This window comes from Pedobacter namyangjuensis (genome assembly GCF_003313325.1).
Taxonomy (GTDB): domain Bacteria; phylum Bacteroidota; class Bacteroidia; order Sphingobacteriales; family Sphingobacteriaceae; genus Pedobacter; species Pedobacter namyangjuensis.
In genome coordinates this window covers 843,958-860,007 of sequence record NZ_QMHQ01000003.1, presented here as the reverse complement: position 1 = coordinate 860,007, position 16,050 = coordinate 843,958, and the positions used below count along the sequence as shown (strand labels likewise).

Sequence of the window (16,050 nt, the reverse complement as noted above, 5' to 3'; positions counted from 1 at the left end):
AAAGTTAATTTTTCGCAAAGGTAATAATTAAATGATTGATAGTTCGTGGCCAGAAAGCAATAAAGCCATAATGATAAGCCCAACTATTATGCGGTACCAACCAAAAGCTTTAAAGCCGTGTTTGGTAAGAATATTGATAAATGTTTTTATCGCTATTATGGCCACAATAAAACCAACCACATTGCCGATAATTAGCAGATTGATTTCTTCGCCAGAAAAAGTATGGCCCTCTTTTACAAACTTATATAGTTTAACGACCGAAGCGCCTAGCATCATCGGTATGGCTAAAAAAAACGAAAATTCGGCAGCCGCCTTGCGTGTAAGGCTCTGCGTCATGGCGCCTACAATTGTGCTAGCAGAACGAGAAGTACCGGGGATTAGCGCCAAACATTGATAAAGGCCAATTATAAAAGATTGTTTGTAGGTAATCTCATCCGAGTTTTCTATAGTTGGTTTATTAAACCATTTATCAACAAAAAGTAGTATAATTCCTCCAATAACTAGCATTGCTGCCACCATTAAGGGGCTTTCTAATAAAGAGTCTATAAAATCGTTCAATAACAATCCTAAAATTGAAGCTGGTATGGCTGCAACTACAAGTTTGTAATAGAAACCAAGCGATTTAAAGAAACGTTTAAAATAAAGTACTAATACAGATAATATAGTGCCCAGTTGAATTACGATGGTAAAAAGCTTAACGAAAGGAGTAGGCTCCATATTCATCAAAGCAGTACCTATAATCATGTGGCCGGTTGATGAGACAGGCAAAAACTCTGTTAATCCTTCAATTATAGCAAGGATTAAAGCTTGAATCAAATTCATTAAACCTTATTTTTTTAAGATAGCGTAGATACCAAATCCGAAACCAAACAAAACTACCATAGGGGCAATTAAAGTTCTTCTGGTATCATAGATATCGCCAGTTGTGCCAATCATTAAAATAAAGCCTAGCACAACAATAGCAATGCTAATTAACAATAGCTGATAGTTTTTTTTAGTAAAAACCAATTCTGTTTTTTGTTCCTGCTTTGCAGGAGCTGATTGTTTTTGAGCCATTATCTGTATAAATCGTAAATTTTTAATCGTAAATATCTGCTAACTGCAAATAGCGTACTCATAGAAGTAATTAAAATACCTACTGCAACCATGCCAACTAGCACAATTCCGAATTCGGTATAGTTTCTTAGAATCAATATTTCAGGAATTTCCTTCTGAGCGTAATAAAGTAATCCCAATAGGATAATAATAGCAATAAAAGAGGCAATTAAACCATGTAAAGCTGCCACTAAAATAAAAGGCTTACGGATGAAATTCTTGGTAGCGCCCACTAACTGCATGCTTTTGATTAAGAATCTTTGCGAGAAAATTGCCAAACGAATAGTATTATTAATTAATGCAACCGCTATTACCAGTAGGATAAGTGCAAAACCTAAAACCACCAAACTAATAGTACTAATATTTTTGTTAACCATATCTATTAAAGAGCTTTGATAAACTACTTCCTTAACAATTGGGTTTTTCTCTATTTTCTTCTTTAAGGCATCAATTTTTTGATTGTTTGCATAATCAGCCTTTAGATAAACATCGATAGTAGAAAGAAGGGGATTGTAACCTAAGAAATTTACAAAATCCTCACCTAAATCTTTAGTAAGGTTGTGTTGTGCAACTTCTTTATTAACATATTGGGTTTGTTTAACTTCGATATTAGCATTTAGCTCTTTTTGAAAAGCTAATACATCTGTTTCTTTCGCACCTTCATCAACAATAATATTTAAAACGATGTTTTCTTTAACATAGTTAGAAAGGTTTTTGGCGTGTACTAGTATTAGGCCAAGCATACCAAGCATTAATAAAACTAATGCAATGCTAAAAATAGTAGATATGTATACTGTTTTGGTCTTTTTAGAAGCCTCACTTACTTCAAATTCTTCCATGTACTTGTATTTTATTTGTGCGAAAATAAAGAAAGATAAGCAAAAACTTAAATAATAACGCGTTTGTTTTCGAGCAAAATGCCTTATTGCAAGTTCTACCTAAGCAATTTACATCAATAGAGCCAAGTGCTTGCTTATTTTAACATTTATTAACAAACTTAATTGGCATAGGGTTTGAAGAAAATGCTGAGGTTAACGCAAATCCCTAATTAAAAACTAAAATCAATGAGAAAAAGATTAACCTTAGTAGCAGTTATGTTGCTGTTTGTTGCAGGTTTTAGCGCCTGTAAAAAACAAGATGAGGCCACAAAGCCTTTAAGATCCAAAATGTTAGGTAAATGGTCTATTACCAAAATAGATGTAAAAATTGGGTCAGATCCCGTAGTAACTACAAATTATACTGCAGATGACTATATCGATTTTAAAGATAACGACGATGATGCGGTAGAATTAAGATTGGGCGCAAACAACACGGTTAGTGGTTCTTTTGCGGTAATCTTAAACAATTCTTTTTATTTAGACTTCTCGGCAAAAGATTTAGAATGCAAAGTAGTAAGTATCAGTGAGCGAGCATTTCAGTTCACCGGAACAAGGGTTGGAGTGAGTCCGGCGGTTACCGAAACCTATTATTTAACAAGGTAAATACCATACTAATTTATATAAACGCCATCTTAATTTTTAAGGTGGCGTTTTTGTTTTACGTAAGTCCGAAAAATAGCTTAATTTGTTTATTTTTGGCAACTATTTAAGAAAGTGAAGATTAATGGATTATCAATTTAAAGAGATAGAGCAAAAGTGGCAGAAGTTTTGGGCCGAAAACCAAACGTTTAAAGCTGATACAAGTTCTGAAAAACCAAAATATTATGTATTAGACATGTTTCCTTATCCATCGGGAGCGGGTTTACATGTTGGGCATCCACTGGGTTATATCGCTTCAGATATTTTCTCGAGATATAAAAGACTAAAAGGATTCAACGTTTTGCATCCAATGGGATACGATTCTTTCGGTTTACCCGCAGAGCAATACGCCATACAAACGGGGCAGCACCCAGTTATAACTACAGAAGCAAACATTGCAACCTACCGCCGTCAGTTAGATCAAATTGGTTTTTCTTTCGATTGGAGCAAGGAAGTACGCACTAGCGAGCCGGGTTACTACAAATGGACGCAGTGGATTTTTATGCAATTGTTTAATTCTTGGTACAACCTAGAAACCGACAAGGCAGAGGATATTACTACCTTAATAGAGAAATTTAATGCTGCCGGCAGTGCCGATGTAAAAGCAGTTTGCGATGAAGATGTACGTAGTTTTATGCCGAGCGATTGGGCTACATTTTCTCCAGAGGAAAAACAAATTGAACTTTTAAAATACCGATTAACTTATTTAAAGGAAAGTACCGTGAACTGGTGCCCTGCGTTAGGGACGGTTTTGGCTAACGATGAAGTGAAAGATGGTTTCTCTGAGCGTGGCGGTTATCCGGTAGAGCAGAAAAAAATGATGCAATGGAGCATGCGTATTTCTGCATATGCAGAGCGTTTGTTGCAAGGTCTAGATACCATCGATTGGCCAGAACCAGTTAAAGAAATGCAAAGAAACTGGATTGGAAAAAGTGTTGGAGCCTCAGTAAGATTTAAGATTAATGCTCAAAACTCAAGTCTTTTAACTCAAGATTACATCGAGGTTTTCACTACTCGTGTAGACACTATTTTCGGAGTTTCTTTCATCGTTTTAGCTCCAGAGCACGATTTGGTTAGTGCCTTAACTACCGATGAACAAAAAGCGGATATCGAAAACTATATTGCACAAACTAAAAAGAAATCAGAACTAGACCGCATGGCGGATACTAAAACTGTTTCTGGAGCATTTACTGGAAGTTACGTTATCAACCCCGTTAACAACGAATTGGTGCCAATTTGGATTGCCGATTATGTTTTAGCTGGTTACGGAACTGGTGCGGTAATGGGCGTGCCAAGTGGCGATCAACGCGATTGGTTGTTTGCTAAACATTTCAATTTGCCGATTATCCAAATTTTAGATGCACAAAAAGATATTGAAGTAGAAGCAGACCCAACCAAGGAGGGTAAATACATCAACTCTGATTTTATTAATAATTTCGGATACAAAGAAGCTACTTCTTATTTAAACCACTGGTTAGAGCGTGAAGGTGTTGGTAAAGCAAAAGTTAACTACCGTATGCGTGATGCGATTTTCGGTCGCCAGCGTTATTGGGGAGAGCCAATTCCTGTTTATTTTAAAGATGGTTTGCCTTATTTAGTTAAAGAAGAAGAATTGCCATTAATGTTGCCAGAGATTGATAAATATTTACCAACTGAAAGTGGCGAGCCACCACTGGGCCGAGCCGAAGGATGGAAATACGAAGATCAATACGAATACGAATTAAGCACTATGCCAGGTTGGGCAGGCAGTAGTTGGTATTGGTACCGCTACATGGATGCGCAAAACGAATGCGATTTTGCTTCAAAAGAGGCAATTGCCTACTGGAAAGATGTTGATTTGTATATCGGTGGTTCTGAACATGCAACTGGTCACTTATTATATAGCCGTTTCTGGAACAAATTTTTGAAGGATTTAGGTTATGTAAACGAAGAAGAGCCTTTCAAAAAATTGATTAACCAAGGGATGATACAGGGAGTTTCTCTTTTTGTTAAGATAATTGCTTATCAAGATATTAATAATGAGTCTGATGTTTTTTGGAAGTATGCATCATTTGATGAAAAAGATCTTTCAGATATTATCATAAATGGGAACACTTTTAGAGTAATTTCTGCTAATCGTGAAACCATAATACCAATTGATAAAGCTGACGTTAAAACTGATAGACTTTATTACGAAGGATTCCGACAATTAATCGCACCTGTTTGGAATTTTCTTTCTGGAAAAGATGGCGCTCAAATTGATTTGGAAACAGATGTAATATGGAGAATTGACAATGCTGGAAAACGCTATTTGCAATTAAGACCAGAAGTACAGAAAATGTCTAAATCGAAATTTAATGTGGTTAACCCAGATGTTTTGATTGAACAATACGGAGCAGATACTTTACGTATGTACGAGATGTTTTTAGGTCCGTTAGAGCAAAGCAAACCTTGGAATACAAATGGAATTGAAGGCGTATTTAAATTTTTGCGTAAGTTCTGGCGTTTGTTCCACAACGAAGAGTGGGTTTTCATTGTAAATGATGCTATTCCTACAAAAGCCGAGTTAAAAGCTTTGCATAAAATCATTAAAAAAGTACAGGACGATGTGGAACGTTTCTCTTTCAATACATCAGTTTCTAGTTTCATGATTGCGGTTAACGAATTAACTGATTTGAAATGCAAAAACCGTCAGGTGTTGGAAGATTTGGTAGTGGTTCTTTCTCCGTATGCGCCTCACATTTGCGAAGAATTATGGTCGTTGTTAGGTAATAAAGATTTATCGCATACTCCGTATCCAACATTTAACCCAGCTCATTTAGAAGAAGCAGAATTTGCATATCCAATTTCTATTAACGGAAAAATGAAAATGAATTTGAGCTTGAGCTTAACGTTAGAACAAGACGAAGCAACAGCTGCGGTTTTGGCTAATGAACAAGTTCAAGGATATTTAGAAGGCAAAGCACCTAAAAAAATCATCTTTGTAAAAGGCAAAATTGTAAATATTGTAGTTTAAGTACACAGTATTTAGATATTAGATCGCCACAGATGTGCAGATTAAAAACCTGTAGTCTGTGGCTTTTTCTTTGGCTAAAAAATATATTTCGCGTTACTTGTGATATTTTTGAATTTCCATCGAATAATAGTGCAAGTGATTAGAAAAAATTAATGCAGCAGGTTCAAAAAGATTTTCTTGAAATTATCGATGCCAACAAACGGATCATATTTAAAATTTGCAATTCGTATTGTAGAAATGCGGTTGACCGAGAAGATTTAGCACAAGAAATTATTTTCCAGCTATGGAAATCTTGGGACAGATATGATAGCAACTTTAAGCTCTCTACTTGGATGTACCGTATTGCCTTAAATGTGGCCATTTCGTTTTATCGCAAGGAAGGGAAATCTACCGAAACCGTTTTAATGGGCGACCAACTTATTGAAGTTGCAGAGGAGAAACTAGAAGAGGGCTTAGAGAAAAACCTATCTGCTTTGCAACAATTTATAAATGAGTTAAAGCCATTAGACAAGGCCTTAATCATCCTTTACCTCGAAGAAAAATCACACAAAGAAATAGCCGACATTATGGGTATAACTACTACTAACGTTGCTACCAAAGTTGGGCGAATTAAAGATCAATTGAAACAACGATTTTCAAAACAAGATTAAACGATGGAAAATTTAGAAATTATTAACCTGTGGAAACAATACGACGAGAAATTGGAAAAGTCACTTTCTCTTAATAAAAAGATACTGGTAGAACTGCAGCAACAAAAGGCAAAAAAGGCACTAAAACCAGCTAGAAATTATAAATGGATAGCGGTTTTCGTTGGGCTAGCATATATTGCACTAATTGCCTATTTTCTTTATCACCTTAGTTCGTTTGCGTCAATTTTTATCAATGTTTCTGTCGCAATTCATTTGGTAGTAACCATAATTGCTGTTGGTATGTACATCCGCCAATTGGTTTTAATCAACGAAATAGATCGGAGTGAAGACATCTTGCAGATGCAACAGAAAATGGCCAAACTACAAAGCTCAACTCTAAAAGTTATTGCGGTGTGCTTTTTACAATTTCCCGTTTTTGCTACATGGAATATAAATTTTGAACTAATAGACAAAAGGCCATTAGCTTTCTGGTTTATCCAAATTCCGATAGTTGCGCTACTTACCTATGTAGGCATTTGGTTTTACAAAAATATCAACCTAAAAAACATTAACAAAAGATGGTTTAGGATGATGTTTTACGGTGCAGAGTGGAATGCGATTTTAAAGTCGGGCAAGTTTATCGATGAAATCAAAGAGTTTGAAAAAGGTTAATCGGTCTGTTGCCGGTTTCGTGTTACTGGTTATCTTTTTCGAATTATCGTTTTTGCTTTATGCGGATATTACACAAAAGCAATTCAACAATAAACAATTTAACAACCCTAATACATCAGAATTTTCCTCACGCTCCATTCGCCGACTAATTTTTGCAACTCACCGCTTTTAAGATTCCGGTGGTCAGATATTACTTCTCCTTGCGTGTAACAAAAAATACTTTTGTTAGACTAATTCAAAAATACAAACAAAAACAAATGAAAAGAATTCTACTAATCTGTGCAGGTTTATTTATCGCGTTAGGCGCAAATGCTCAAATTCCTGGCATGGGCGGCGGTGGCACAGCTACCAAAATTACAGGTCGTATTACCGCAGTAATTTTAGACTCATTAACTAACCAGCCTATAGATTACGCGACGGTATCGCTAGTAAAAGTTAAAGACGGCAAAACTGTAAATGGAGGGGTAACTGATGCAAAAGGGAAAATAACTTTACAAAACGTTACGCCCGACGAATATAAATTGGCTATTGGTTTTATCGGTTACAAAAACAAAAGTGTAATTGTAAAAACAACACCAGCAAAGCCAGATAATAATATGGGTAATGTATTGCTTTCGCCAACATCTAACAATTTAAATGAGGTTGTTGTAGAAGGTAAAAAAGCAATCATCGAAAATAAAATAGACCGTTTGGTTTACAATGCTGAAGCAGATGCAACCAACGCCGGTGGCGATGCAACCGATGTAATGCGCAAAGTACCGATGCTATCTGTAGACGTAAACGGAAATGTTCAATTGCGTGGTGGTGCAGTTAGGGTTTTAATTAACGGAAAACCATCTGGAACCATGGCTAATAGCGTTGCAGATGCGTTAAAAATGTTGCCAGCAGAGCAAATCAAAAGTGTAGAGGTAATTACAAGTCCATCTGCTAAATATGATGCAGAAGGTTCTGGAGGTATCATCAATATCATCACTAAAAAATCTAATGCACAAGGTGTTAGTGGAAGTGTAAATGCGGCAGCCGGAACACGCCAAAACAACGGGTCATTTAACTTAACAGCCAAAACAAATCGTTTAAGTGTAAACACGGCCTTAGGTGGTAGTTATGCTTATCCTCAAAATACAAGGGTAGAAATGTTTAACCAAACAGGCACTACCACAACCATTCAAAACGGTTATTCTAAATGGGAACGTCCGGGTTATAATGGTAGTTTAGGTATAGATTACGATATTAATGCTTACAATAACATTAGTTCTAATATTAAATATAGCCACTTCAATAATGGTGGTCCTGGTCAAAATGATATTTTCATAAATGGCATTCCATCTACCAACATATCTAATATGGATATGGGTTTTAACAACATGGATTGGAACGTAGATTACAAATTAACCACCAAAAAAGTAGGCGAAGAGTTTACGGTTTCTGGCCAGTGGTCTCAAGGTCGTAATACAACAGATTATACCAACATTTTTAGAGCTAGTGGCGTGCCTGATTTCACTTTGTTAAATAATAACGTAGGTAAAAATAACGAATACACTGCGCAAACGGATTACGTATTGCCGTTGTCTAAAAAAACTACTTTAGAAACTGGTGTTAAAGGTATTTTTAGGGATATTAAAAGTGATTACACAGAAAACTCGCAAGATTTTGATTATAACCAAGATGTAGCATCGGCTTACGGTGTGTTAAGTTTTAACCTTACTAAAAAGATTCAGGTTAAAGGTGGTTTAAGAGCAGAATACACCAAAATTGACGGGGTATTTGCTAACAGCTTACCAATTGAAAACGATTATTTTAACCTGTTCCCTAGCGTAGTGCTTTCGCAGAATTTGAAAGGCGGGTCCACAATTAAGTTAAGTTACAACCGTCGTGTGCAACGTCCGAGTTTGTTCTACTTAAACCCGTTCCGTAACGAGGCTAATCGCTTCAGTGTCTCGGAAGGTAACCCGAACCTAGATCCGGAGTTAAGCGATAACATCGAGCTAGGTTATTCGGTTTATCCAAAATCATCAATGATTAACGCCTCGGTATATTATCGCCGTACGCAAGACATTATCGAAAGCGCAATATCGCCAATTGTAGAAGACGGAATAGATAAAATTTTAACAACTTACATTAATGTGGGTACTTCAGAAACTTTTGGCGCTAACGTATTCGCATCGTACAATCCTAAGCCAAAATGGACTTTAATGACTAACATTGGAGTAAATACCTACAACGTAAGCAACGATTTTACAGGTGTAAATACACCAACTTATTTAAACTATAATGTGTTTTTAAGATCGGCAACTACCTTTAGCAAAGGTTTAAGCTTAGAGTTTTTTGGAGTTGTAAACTCTCCACGCCGTACTTTTCAAGGCAAAACAGATGCAATGGTTTTTTATGGCGCAGCGCTAAAACAAGAAATTTTGAAGAAAAAAGGCTCTATTGGTATCAACACCTTAAATCCTTTCAATCGCGATTTGCACATTAAAACAGAGAATACCACAAACGGAAGCTTCCAAAGCTCAAATATTTACTATCCTTTACGTTCATTCGGCGTCAACTTTAGCTATTCTTTCGGTAAACTTAAATTTACAGAAAAGAAGAAAATTAAAAACGACGACGTAAAACAAGAACAACAGCAAGGTGGTGGTCAAATGGGCGGAATGCAGTAGGTAACAAAATGGTTACGATTAAATTCGTTATGTGCAAAGATTTCTTCTATCTTTGAAAAACGCTAAAATTTAAATCTGCGGATTTAGATTACGAATTGATTCAAAACAACCAAATATAATATCGGCCTCTGGTGCAATTGCATCAGAGGCTTCTTTTTTACAACGCTTTTTTTAAGCTTTTATTTGTTTGAAAAACGATGTCAGCATTTCATCGCACTTTTAGCCCCGTTTTCCGCTTTACCCCGATAAATCGGGGATTTCCGCTTCAACCGGGTTTAGTTAACAAAGCTGGAGGTGCTTGGGCATGGTTGCGGGGAGCAGAAATCATCTTTAACATATGTATTCCATAGTTCGTCATTGCCAGCTCGACTGTCAATCGTAATGATAAAAAGTTTTGTTAGCATTAAGATTCCCGCCCACGCGGGAAAGACGCGATATTAAAGCAAGTGGGGGCTAACCCAAATCCATAACTGTCAATGCAAAACCAGCAACTCAAACTAGCCTTTTTTCACTTTTTTCAAAATCATTAAACTTAAGGGGTTGATGGGATAACCGCTGATATTGTTTTGCAAAAGCACCACAACTTTATCGTATAAAATTGGTACAACAGAAGAATGTTCCATTACCATATTATCCATTTTATAATAAAGTTCGTAACGTTTTTTCGGATCGCTTTCAAAGTAGCTTTGCTCAAAAAGTCTATCAAATTCCTTATTAAAATAGCCAGTATAGTTAGGGCCAAAAGGCACTTTGTTTTTCGAGTAAAAAACAGAAAGGTAATTCTCGCCGTCCGGGTAATCGGCAATCCACGAGCCTCGGAAAAAGTTTACTTCGTTCTTCGCCATCAAGTCGCGTAAGCTAGCGCTTGGAGCAACATCAACTTTAACTTTAATTCCAATTGCGCTTAACTCTCCCTGTATAAATTCTATCAAATCCCGATAGGTGGTAGAGGTGCTTAAAGTAACCTCCGGCATACCTTTTCCGTTCGGGAAACCAGCTTCAGCCAATAACTTAGCAGAAAGTTTCGGGTTATAATCATATCCTTTAACACGTGTGCTGTCAAAACCAGGCATCCCCTTGGGTACAAAGCCACTTGTTGCCGGCGTGCCGATGCTATTTCGTAGATATTTAATCAGCTTTGCTCTATCTATAGCATAATTAACCGCCTGCCTTACTTTTTTTATACGCAGTGGCGAATTTTTAACCAAAGTTTTAGATGTATCGACCAAAATTCCTACATATTCTGTACACAGATAAGGGCCGGTAAAAAGCTGAAATTTGTCTTTGTATTTGGTAGTTTTCTTGCCACTTTTTGTTAAAATGTCGTCTCGGTAACTTCCATCAACACTGTTAAAAAAGTCTAAATCTTTTTTAATAAAATTCATAAAAGCACTCTGTTTATCGCTAATAAAAGTAACCTTAACTGCGTCCAGGTAGGGCAATCTTTTATCACCATCCTTTTCCCAGTAATTCTCGTTTTTTAAGAGCACCAGAATTTCATCTTCCTTCCAAAACTTAAATTTAAAAGGCCCAGTTCCAATCGGGTGGTTTCTAAAATCCTTGCCATAGTGTTCTACAATTTCCTTTGGTACAACAGAACAGTATTGTGCTGTGAGCAATTGCATAAAGGCTGGGAAAGGTTTAACGAGTGTAATTTGAAAGGTGGTGTCGTTTACCGCTTTAAAACTATTGGCGTCTTTAACTTTATCGCTAAAAATCCATCCGCCAGAAGAAGCAACTTTAGGGTCAATTAAGCGATAAAAACTATAGGCAAAATCCGATGCGGTAACTTTTCGTCCTTTGCCGTTTTCGAAAATCGGATCATCATGAAAATAAACATCATCTCTTAAATTAAAGGTGTAGGTTAAATTATCTGACGAAATTTGCCACGTTTTTGCAATGCAAGGAATGGTGTTTAATGCGCTATCAACTTGTACCAACCCATTAAAAACCTGATTGATCATCCAAATTGCATTTTGGTTTCTGGCAAAAGCTGGATCTAAGGAGGTTAGGTTTTGATCTAGGTTAATATTAAAGGTTTTTCTATTGTCGTTATTTTCCTTTTTACCGCAAGAGAGCAAAAGTAAAAAGCAAAAAAACCAAAATATCTCTTTTATAATTCTACGCATCGGTTTAGGAATACTATTTTTGTACAAATTAATAAATAAATTCAGATGTCTTTTTTAAATGAACTTATAAATAGCGAAAGTGATGACAATTTGCGAGAAGAACTGCAAGAACGTGTTGACATTGTAACGCATAAAATAAAGTTCATAGCTAAAGTTCCTGTAATTTGTTTTACTAGCCACAATGAGGTGCAGCCGGCTTTAAACCATTTAATAGAGCTTGCCGGTGGAGAAATTGTGCCGATAGCATTGGAAGCCAAAGTGATTATTTATTTTGAGCATCAAGCCAATATTGGCAGTTTGCTGGGCAACGTTGCAAGTGCTATTTCGCCACAATGGCCAGCGGTAACCTACAACAAAGTTTATATAGTAGATGATAGTGTGGTGCTAGCCAAACAACCGGCAGATTTGGTAAGCAATTTAGAAGATATTGCCGAAATGTTGCATCCAGGATTTTTTGTTTTCGGCAACGAGGGCCAGAAATGGGTTAATTTTGCAGGTTAGTTTTTAGTTTGAAGTTTAAGCATTAGGCTTAGTATTTTACAAACTTATCCATTTGTTCGTTTGTGAACTTAAGCGTGTCGTCTTTAAATAAGTTATCATTTTCATCCAGCTCTGTCTTAATTGATGAAATATGGATGCGCAATGGCATTACGTGCAAATGTAGATAAGCACACACGCCATTAAAGTGTTCTACACCACGAATATTTCCGTATTTTCCAGACGATAGGCCAACTAAAGCAGCTTTCTTTTCGTAAAAGCTTTCTGGGAAAGCACAGGCATCGATAAAGGTTTTAAGTACACCGGGAAAACTGCCGTTATATTCTGGTATTACGAACAAAAATTTAGTGGTATTTGCTACCAATTCTTGTATTTTTTCAAATTCTTTGCTTCGTTTACCGTATAGGTCTGATGCTATTAGGTTTTCTGGTAAGTCTTGTAAATTAAGCAGTTCTGTTGATAGGCCTTTTTTAAGCAGTTCTTTTTGATAATATTTCGCAATTTTTAGCGTATTACTTGCATTTCTATTCGTACCGGATATAATTGTTACCATGCCAAAATTGTTAATAAGATGTGCAAAACACTTGTGGCTTTAATACTAATTTTGTGTTTAAGTTTGTATCTTAGCTAATTGTTAAAAAGTGCTTAATTAGTGCAAAAATAGCATTTTTTTTAGCTAAATATTGTAAAATAAAGTCAACCTAAGTTTTGGCGAATTTTTTAAAAGATAGATGAGTAAAATAATTGCTTTAGCAAACCAAAAGGGCGGTGTAGGTAAAACCACTTCGTCTATAAATTTAGCAGCCAGTTTGGCGGTTTTAGAATACAAAACCTTATTGGTAGATGCAGATCCGCAGGCTAACTCTACTTCTGGTATCGGATTCGATCCAAGAAACATCAAAAATAGTATTTACGAATGCATTATTAACGACGTTGAGCCGGCAGATGCAATTGTAAAAACTGAAACGCCTAATTTAGATTTACTGCCAGCACACATTGATTTAGTTGGTGCAGAGATTGAAATGATCAATCTAAGTAGTAGAGAATACAAAATGAAGGCGGTTTTGGAGAAAGTGAAAGATCAGTACGATTTCATCATCATCGATTGTTCGCCTTCTTTGGGTTTAATTACCATTAACTCACTTACCGCAGCAGATTCTGTAATTATACCGGTACAATGCGAGTATTTTGCATTGGAAGGTTTGGGCAAATTATTGAACACAATTAAAATTGTACAAAACCGTTTAAATCCTCAGTTAGAGATAGAAGGTATTTTGCTAACCATGTACGATGTTAGGTTACGTTTATCAAATCAAGTAGTTGAGGAGGTTAAAACACACTTCCAGGATTTGGTATTTGATACCATTATTCAGCGTAACACACGTTTAAGTGAGGCGCCAAGTTATGGTGTATCGGTAATTATGCATGATGCAAACTGCAAAGGTGCTATCAATTATTTAAATTTAGCAAGAGAAATTGTTCGTAAAAACGGATTAGTTGTTGCGGATGAAGAGTTAACTACAGCAAACCTTTAAAATATTTAGATGACGTCTTTTCAGCGAAAAACAGGTTTAGGAAAAGGATTAAGTGCACTTTTAGATGATAACGAATCAGTTAACGCACCTGCTAAAACTGCAACCGATACGTTTGAGCAAACCATACAAGTTGGTAGCATTAGCCATGTAAACATAAACGATATCGAAACCAACCCTTATCAACCTCGTACAGAGTTTGATCAGGTTGCTTTAAACGAACTTTCCGAATCTATAAAGGTTCAAGGATTAATCCAGCCTATTACCGTTAGGAAAAACGGATCTACTTACCAGTTGATTTCTGGAGAGCGTAGGTTAAGGGCTTCTAAACTTGCAGGTTTAACACAAATTCCAGCTTACATTCGCAGTGCGGATGACCAGCAAATGCTAGAAATGGCATTGATAGAAAATATTCAGCGTGAAAATTTAAATGCAATTGAAGTTGCGCTGAGTTTTCAAATGATGATTGACGAATGTAACCTTAAACCCGAGCAACTTGGCGAACGCGTAGGTAAAAATCGTACAACGGTAAGTAACTATTTAAGATTGCTGAAATTGCCAACAGCTATTCAGGCTTCTATTCGCGATGGTAAAATATCTATGGGTCATGCTCGTGCTTTAATCAACGTAGAAGAGGTTGAAAAACAGTTGTTCATCCACCAGGAAATTTTAGATAAAGGACTTTCAGTACGTAAGGTAGAGGAATTGGTAAGAAGTATCCACCATGTGCAAGTAAAACCTATTAAAGGTGTGGCAAAAGGAACTTCGTTCGAATATCAAAAATTACAAAAAGACTTAGCTTCTAAATTTTCGACCAAAGTTAAGCTAAAGGTTAACGATAACGGTAAAGGGGCAATCGAGATTCCATTTGTTTCTAACGAAGATTTGAACAGGATTTTAGAACTTTTAGATTGGTAATGCGATCGTTACTAATCCCTATATTTTGTTTGTTAACTTTTGCAACAGCAAAGGCGCAAGATCCTGTCAAAAAACCGCCGGTATCCGATTCGAAATTAGATACCTTAGATGGGCCGAAATACATTAACAAGGGAAAAATCGCCGGCCGTAAAGCTTTTCACCGTTCGCTAATGTTTCCCGGCTTGGGTCAAATTTATAACTACCAGCTAGAAGTAGCCGACATAAAAAGTGGCGAGCAAAGTGGCAAAAGGGTAGGGCAGAAAATATATATACTAGGCAAGCTGGCAGCCATTTACGCTGGGGGTACTATTTTAGTAATTTCTTACGGCGATAATAGAGCAGAATACAAAAGGTTTTTGGCAGAATTGCAATATCGGGCCGATCCAACTTTGCCAAACCCAAACACCGGTTTAGCGGGTTATACCAACGTTGATCAGTTAACCATTGCAAAAAACATATACAAAAGAAACAGCCAAGTAGTATTGATTAGTTTGGTTGGGCTTTATGGCGTAGCTGCATTAGATGCTTATGTAGCAGCTCGTTTAAAATATTTCAATGTTGATGAAAGTTTAGCATTTAAAATTTCTCCATCAATAATTAATTCTTCTACAATGTATGGATTTGTACCTGCACCTGCATTAAAACTTACGCTCAAATTATGAAAATAGCTTTATTAGGATATGGCAAAATGGGTCAGATTATAGAACGTTTTGCTTTAGAAAGAGGTCATGAAATTGTGTTAAAAATTACTGCTGATAATTTGGCAGATTTAAACAAGGAGAATCTAAAAAAAGCAGATGTTGCAATAGATTTTAGTGCGCCAGACGCTGCGGTAGACAACATTTACAAATGTTTTGAGGCTAGCTTGCCAGTTGTTGTTGGTACCACTGGTTGGTACGGTAGTTTACAAGAAATAAAAAATGATTGCCTTAAGAGTAACAATGCGTTACTTTATGGCTCTAACTTTAGTATCGGGGTAAATTTATTTTTTCACCTTAACAAAGTATTGGCAAAGCTGATGAACAATTATCCGGCTTACGATGTGCAAGTTGAGGAAATACACCATACGCAGAAACTTGATGCACCAAGCGGAACGGCAATGACAATAGCCGAAGGAATTATAGATGAGGTAGAGCGCAAAAGCGAATGGCTAAATGAAGTTGTCGGCACACCAATACCTGATGTAATTAAAAACGAACAATTGTTAATCGAATCGCACAGAATAGAAAACGTACCGGGTACACATACTGTTGTTTACAGTTCTGAGGTTGATGATATCGAAATAAAACACACCGCACACAACCGAGCTGGCTTTGCTTTAGGAGCAGTAGTAGCGGCAGAGTGGCTATTAAATAAACAAGGCTTTTATAACATTGCCGATGTTTTTAATTTTAATGCTTAAAAT

At 36.5% G+C, this 16,050-nt stretch carries 15 protein-coding genes; 10 read left to right on the top strand and 5 right to left on the bottom strand.

Annotation, left to right across the window (positions count from 1 at the left end):
• Positions 1-27 precede the first annotated feature (27 nt).
• The 3 genes from DUT69_RS15520 to DUT69_RS15510 are packed head-to-tail and all read right to left on the bottom strand — an operon-like array spanning position 28 to position 1,934.
• Complete coding sequence (locus tag DUT69_RS15520) at positions 28-822, bottom strand: undecaprenyl-diphosphate phosphatase (protein ID WP_113654147.1); 795 nt, start codon at positions 820-822, stop codon at positions 28-30.
• A 6-nt stretch (positions 823-828) separates the two neighbouring features.
• Positions 829-1,056 carry a DUF3098 domain-containing protein gene (locus DUT69_RS15515; protein WP_113654146.1) on the bottom strand — a complete coding sequence of 76 codons (228 nt, stop codon included), beginning with the start codon at positions 1,054-1,056 and terminating at the stop codon, positions 829-831.
• Positions 1,056-1,934 (bottom strand): cell division protein FtsX, encoded by an 879-nt coding sequence (locus tag DUT69_RS15510; RefSeq protein WP_113654145.1) that lies wholly within the window; start codon positions 1,932-1,934, stop codon positions 1,056-1,058. Before DUT69_RS15510 ends, DUT69_RS15515 begins: the two co-directional genes overlap by 1 nt.
• Before the next feature lie 225 nt (positions 1,935-2,159).
• On the opposite strand from DUT69_RS15510, the gene DUT69_RS15505 reads away from it, so the two are divergent.
• The 5 genes from DUT69_RS15505 (at position 2,160) to DUT69_RS15485 (ending at position 9,568) form a co-directional block, all read left to right on the top strand.
• The gene (locus tag DUT69_RS15505) at positions 2,160-2,576 is read left to right on the top strand and encodes a hypothetical protein (RefSeq protein WP_113654144.1); all 417 of its coding nucleotides are present in this window, start codon (positions 2,160-2,162) and stop codon (positions 2,574-2,576) included.
• Between the two features lie 121 nt (positions 2,577-2,697).
• Positions 2,698-5,607: a leucine--tRNA ligase gene (locus DUT69_RS15500; RefSeq protein ID WP_113654143.1), complete on the top strand. Its 2,910-nt coding sequence runs from the start codon at positions 2,698-2,700 to the stop codon at positions 5,605-5,607.
• Between the two features lie 152 nt (positions 5,608-5,759).
• Positions 5,760-6,257 carry an RNA polymerase sigma factor gene (locus DUT69_RS15495; RefSeq protein ID WP_113654142.1) on the top strand — a complete coding sequence of 166 codons (498 nt, stop codon included), beginning with the start codon at positions 5,760-5,762 and terminating at the stop codon, positions 6,255-6,257.
• 3 nt (positions 6,258-6,260) lie between these two features.
• On the top strand, positions 6,261-6,908 hold the full coding sequence (locus DUT69_RS15490; RefSeq protein WP_113654141.1) for a hypothetical protein: 648 nt from the start codon (positions 6,261-6,263) through the stop codon (positions 6,906-6,908).
• Positions 6,909-7,165: 257 nt separating this feature from the next.
• Positions 7,166-9,568 carry an outer membrane beta-barrel family protein gene (locus DUT69_RS15485; RefSeq protein ID WP_113654140.1) on the top strand — a complete coding sequence of 801 codons (2,403 nt, stop codon included), beginning with the start codon at positions 7,166-7,168 and terminating at the stop codon, positions 9,566-9,568.
• 497 nt (positions 9,569-10,065) lie between these two features.
• Here the strand turns inward: DUT69_RS15485 and DUT69_RS15480 are convergent, their stop codons facing one another.
• A complete protein-coding gene (locus DUT69_RS15480; protein ID WP_113654139.1) occupies positions 10,066-11,697 on the bottom strand; it encodes an ABC transporter substrate-binding protein in 1,632 nt (543 codons plus the stop codon).
• A gap of 45 nt (positions 11,698-11,742) precedes the next feature.
• Here DUT69_RS15480 and DUT69_RS15475 point away from each other — a divergent pair, with 45 nt between their 5' ends.
• Positions 11,743-12,198, top strand: coding sequence for a hypothetical protein (locus tag DUT69_RS15475; protein WP_113654138.1), 456 nt, complete (start codon positions 11,743-11,745; stop codon positions 12,196-12,198).
• A 28-nt stretch (positions 12,199-12,226) separates the two neighbouring features.
• On the opposite strand, the gene DUT69_RS15470 is transcribed toward DUT69_RS15475, so the two are convergent.
• Complete coding sequence (locus DUT69_RS15470) at positions 12,227-12,748, bottom strand: NADPH-dependent FMN reductase (RefSeq protein ID WP_113654137.1); 522 nt, start codon at positions 12,746-12,748, stop codon at positions 12,227-12,229.
• Positions 12,749-12,926: 178 nt separating this feature from the next.
• Here DUT69_RS15470 and DUT69_RS15465 point away from each other — a divergent pair, with 178 nt between their 5' ends.
• From DUT69_RS15465 to dapB, 4 genes are read left to right on the top strand one after another with little or no spacing between them, the layout of a single operon-like run.
• Positions 12,927-13,730, top strand: a complete 804-nt coding sequence (locus DUT69_RS15465) for a ParA family protein (RefSeq protein ID WP_113654136.1) — start codon at positions 12,927-12,929, stop codon at positions 13,728-13,730.
• A gap of 9 nt (positions 13,731-13,739) precedes the next feature.
• Entirely contained in the window at positions 13,740-14,645 is a 906-nt protein-coding gene (locus DUT69_RS15460; RefSeq protein WP_113654135.1) for a ParB/RepB/Spo0J family partition protein, read from the top strand.
• Positions 14,645-15,307 carry a DUF5683 domain-containing protein gene (locus DUT69_RS15455; protein ID WP_113654134.1) on the top strand — a complete coding sequence of 221 codons (663 nt, stop codon included), beginning with the start codon at positions 14,645-14,647 and terminating at the stop codon, positions 15,305-15,307. Before DUT69_RS15460 ends, DUT69_RS15455 begins: the two co-directional genes overlap by 1 nt.
• A complete protein-coding gene (gene dapB / locus DUT69_RS15450; RefSeq protein WP_113654133.1) occupies positions 15,304-16,047 on the top strand; it encodes a 4-hydroxy-tetrahydrodipicolinate reductase in 744 nt (247 codons plus the stop codon). The genes DUT69_RS15455 and dapB overlap by 4 nt, the downstream gene beginning before the upstream one ends.
• Positions 16,048-16,050: the final 3 nt, after the last annotated feature.

What these genes read in the sequence shown, in the direction of transcription:
- DUT69_RS15515 (WP_113654146.1), bottom strand. Translation starts at nt 1,056, where the DNA reads ATGGCTCAAAAACAATCAGCTCCTGCAAAGCAGGAACAAAAAACAGAA.
- DUT69_RS15490 (WP_113654141.1), top strand. Translation starts at nt 6,261, where the DNA reads ATGGAAAATTTAGAAATTATTAACCTGTGGAAACAATACGACGAGAAA.
- DUT69_RS15475 (WP_113654138.1), top strand. Translation starts at nt 11,743, where the DNA reads ATGTCTTTTTTAAATGAACTTATAAATAGCGAAAGTGATGACAATTTG.
- DUT69_RS15470 (WP_113654137.1), bottom strand. Translation starts at nt 12,748, where the DNA reads ATGGTAACAATTATATCCGGTACGAATAGAAATGCAAGTAATACGCTA.
- DUT69_RS15510 (WP_113654145.1), bottom strand. Translation starts at nt 1,934, where the DNA reads ATGGAAGAATTTGAAGTAAGTGAGGCTTCTAAAAAGACCAAAACAGTA.
- DUT69_RS15505 (WP_113654144.1), top strand. Translation starts at nt 2,160, where the DNA reads ATGAGAAAAAGATTAACCTTAGTAGCAGTTATGTTGCTGTTTGTTGCA.
- DUT69_RS15485 (WP_113654140.1), top strand. Translation starts at nt 7,166, where the DNA reads ATGAAAAGAATTCTACTAATCTGTGCAGGTTTATTTATCGCGTTAGGC.
- DUT69_RS15495 (WP_113654142.1), top strand. Translation starts at nt 5,760, where the DNA reads ATGCAGCAGGTTCAAAAAGATTTTCTTGAAATTATCGATGCCAACAAA.
- dapB (WP_113654133.1), top strand. Translation starts at nt 15,304, where the DNA reads ATGAAAATAGCTTTATTAGGATATGGCAAAATGGGTCAGATTATAGAA.
- DUT69_RS15520 (WP_113654147.1), bottom strand. Translation starts at nt 822, where the DNA reads ATGAATTTGATTCAAGCTTTAATCCTTGCTATAATTGAAGGATTAACA.
- DUT69_RS15455 (WP_113654134.1), top strand. Translation starts at nt 14,645, where the DNA reads ATGCGATCGTTACTAATCCCTATATTTTGTTTGTTAACTTTTGCAACA.
- DUT69_RS15465 (WP_113654136.1), top strand. Translation starts at nt 12,927, where the DNA reads ATGAGTAAAATAATTGCTTTAGCAAACCAAAAGGGCGGTGTAGGTAAA.
- DUT69_RS15500 (WP_113654143.1), top strand. Translation starts at nt 2,698, where the DNA reads ATGGATTATCAATTTAAAGAGATAGAGCAAAAGTGGCAGAAGTTTTGG.
- DUT69_RS15460 (WP_113654135.1), top strand. Translation starts at nt 13,740, where the DNA reads ATGACGTCTTTTCAGCGAAAAACAGGTTTAGGAAAAGGATTAAGTGCA.
- DUT69_RS15480 (WP_113654139.1), bottom strand. Translation starts at nt 11,697, where the DNA reads ATGCGTAGAATTATAAAAGAGATATTTTGGTTTTTTTGCTTTTTACTT.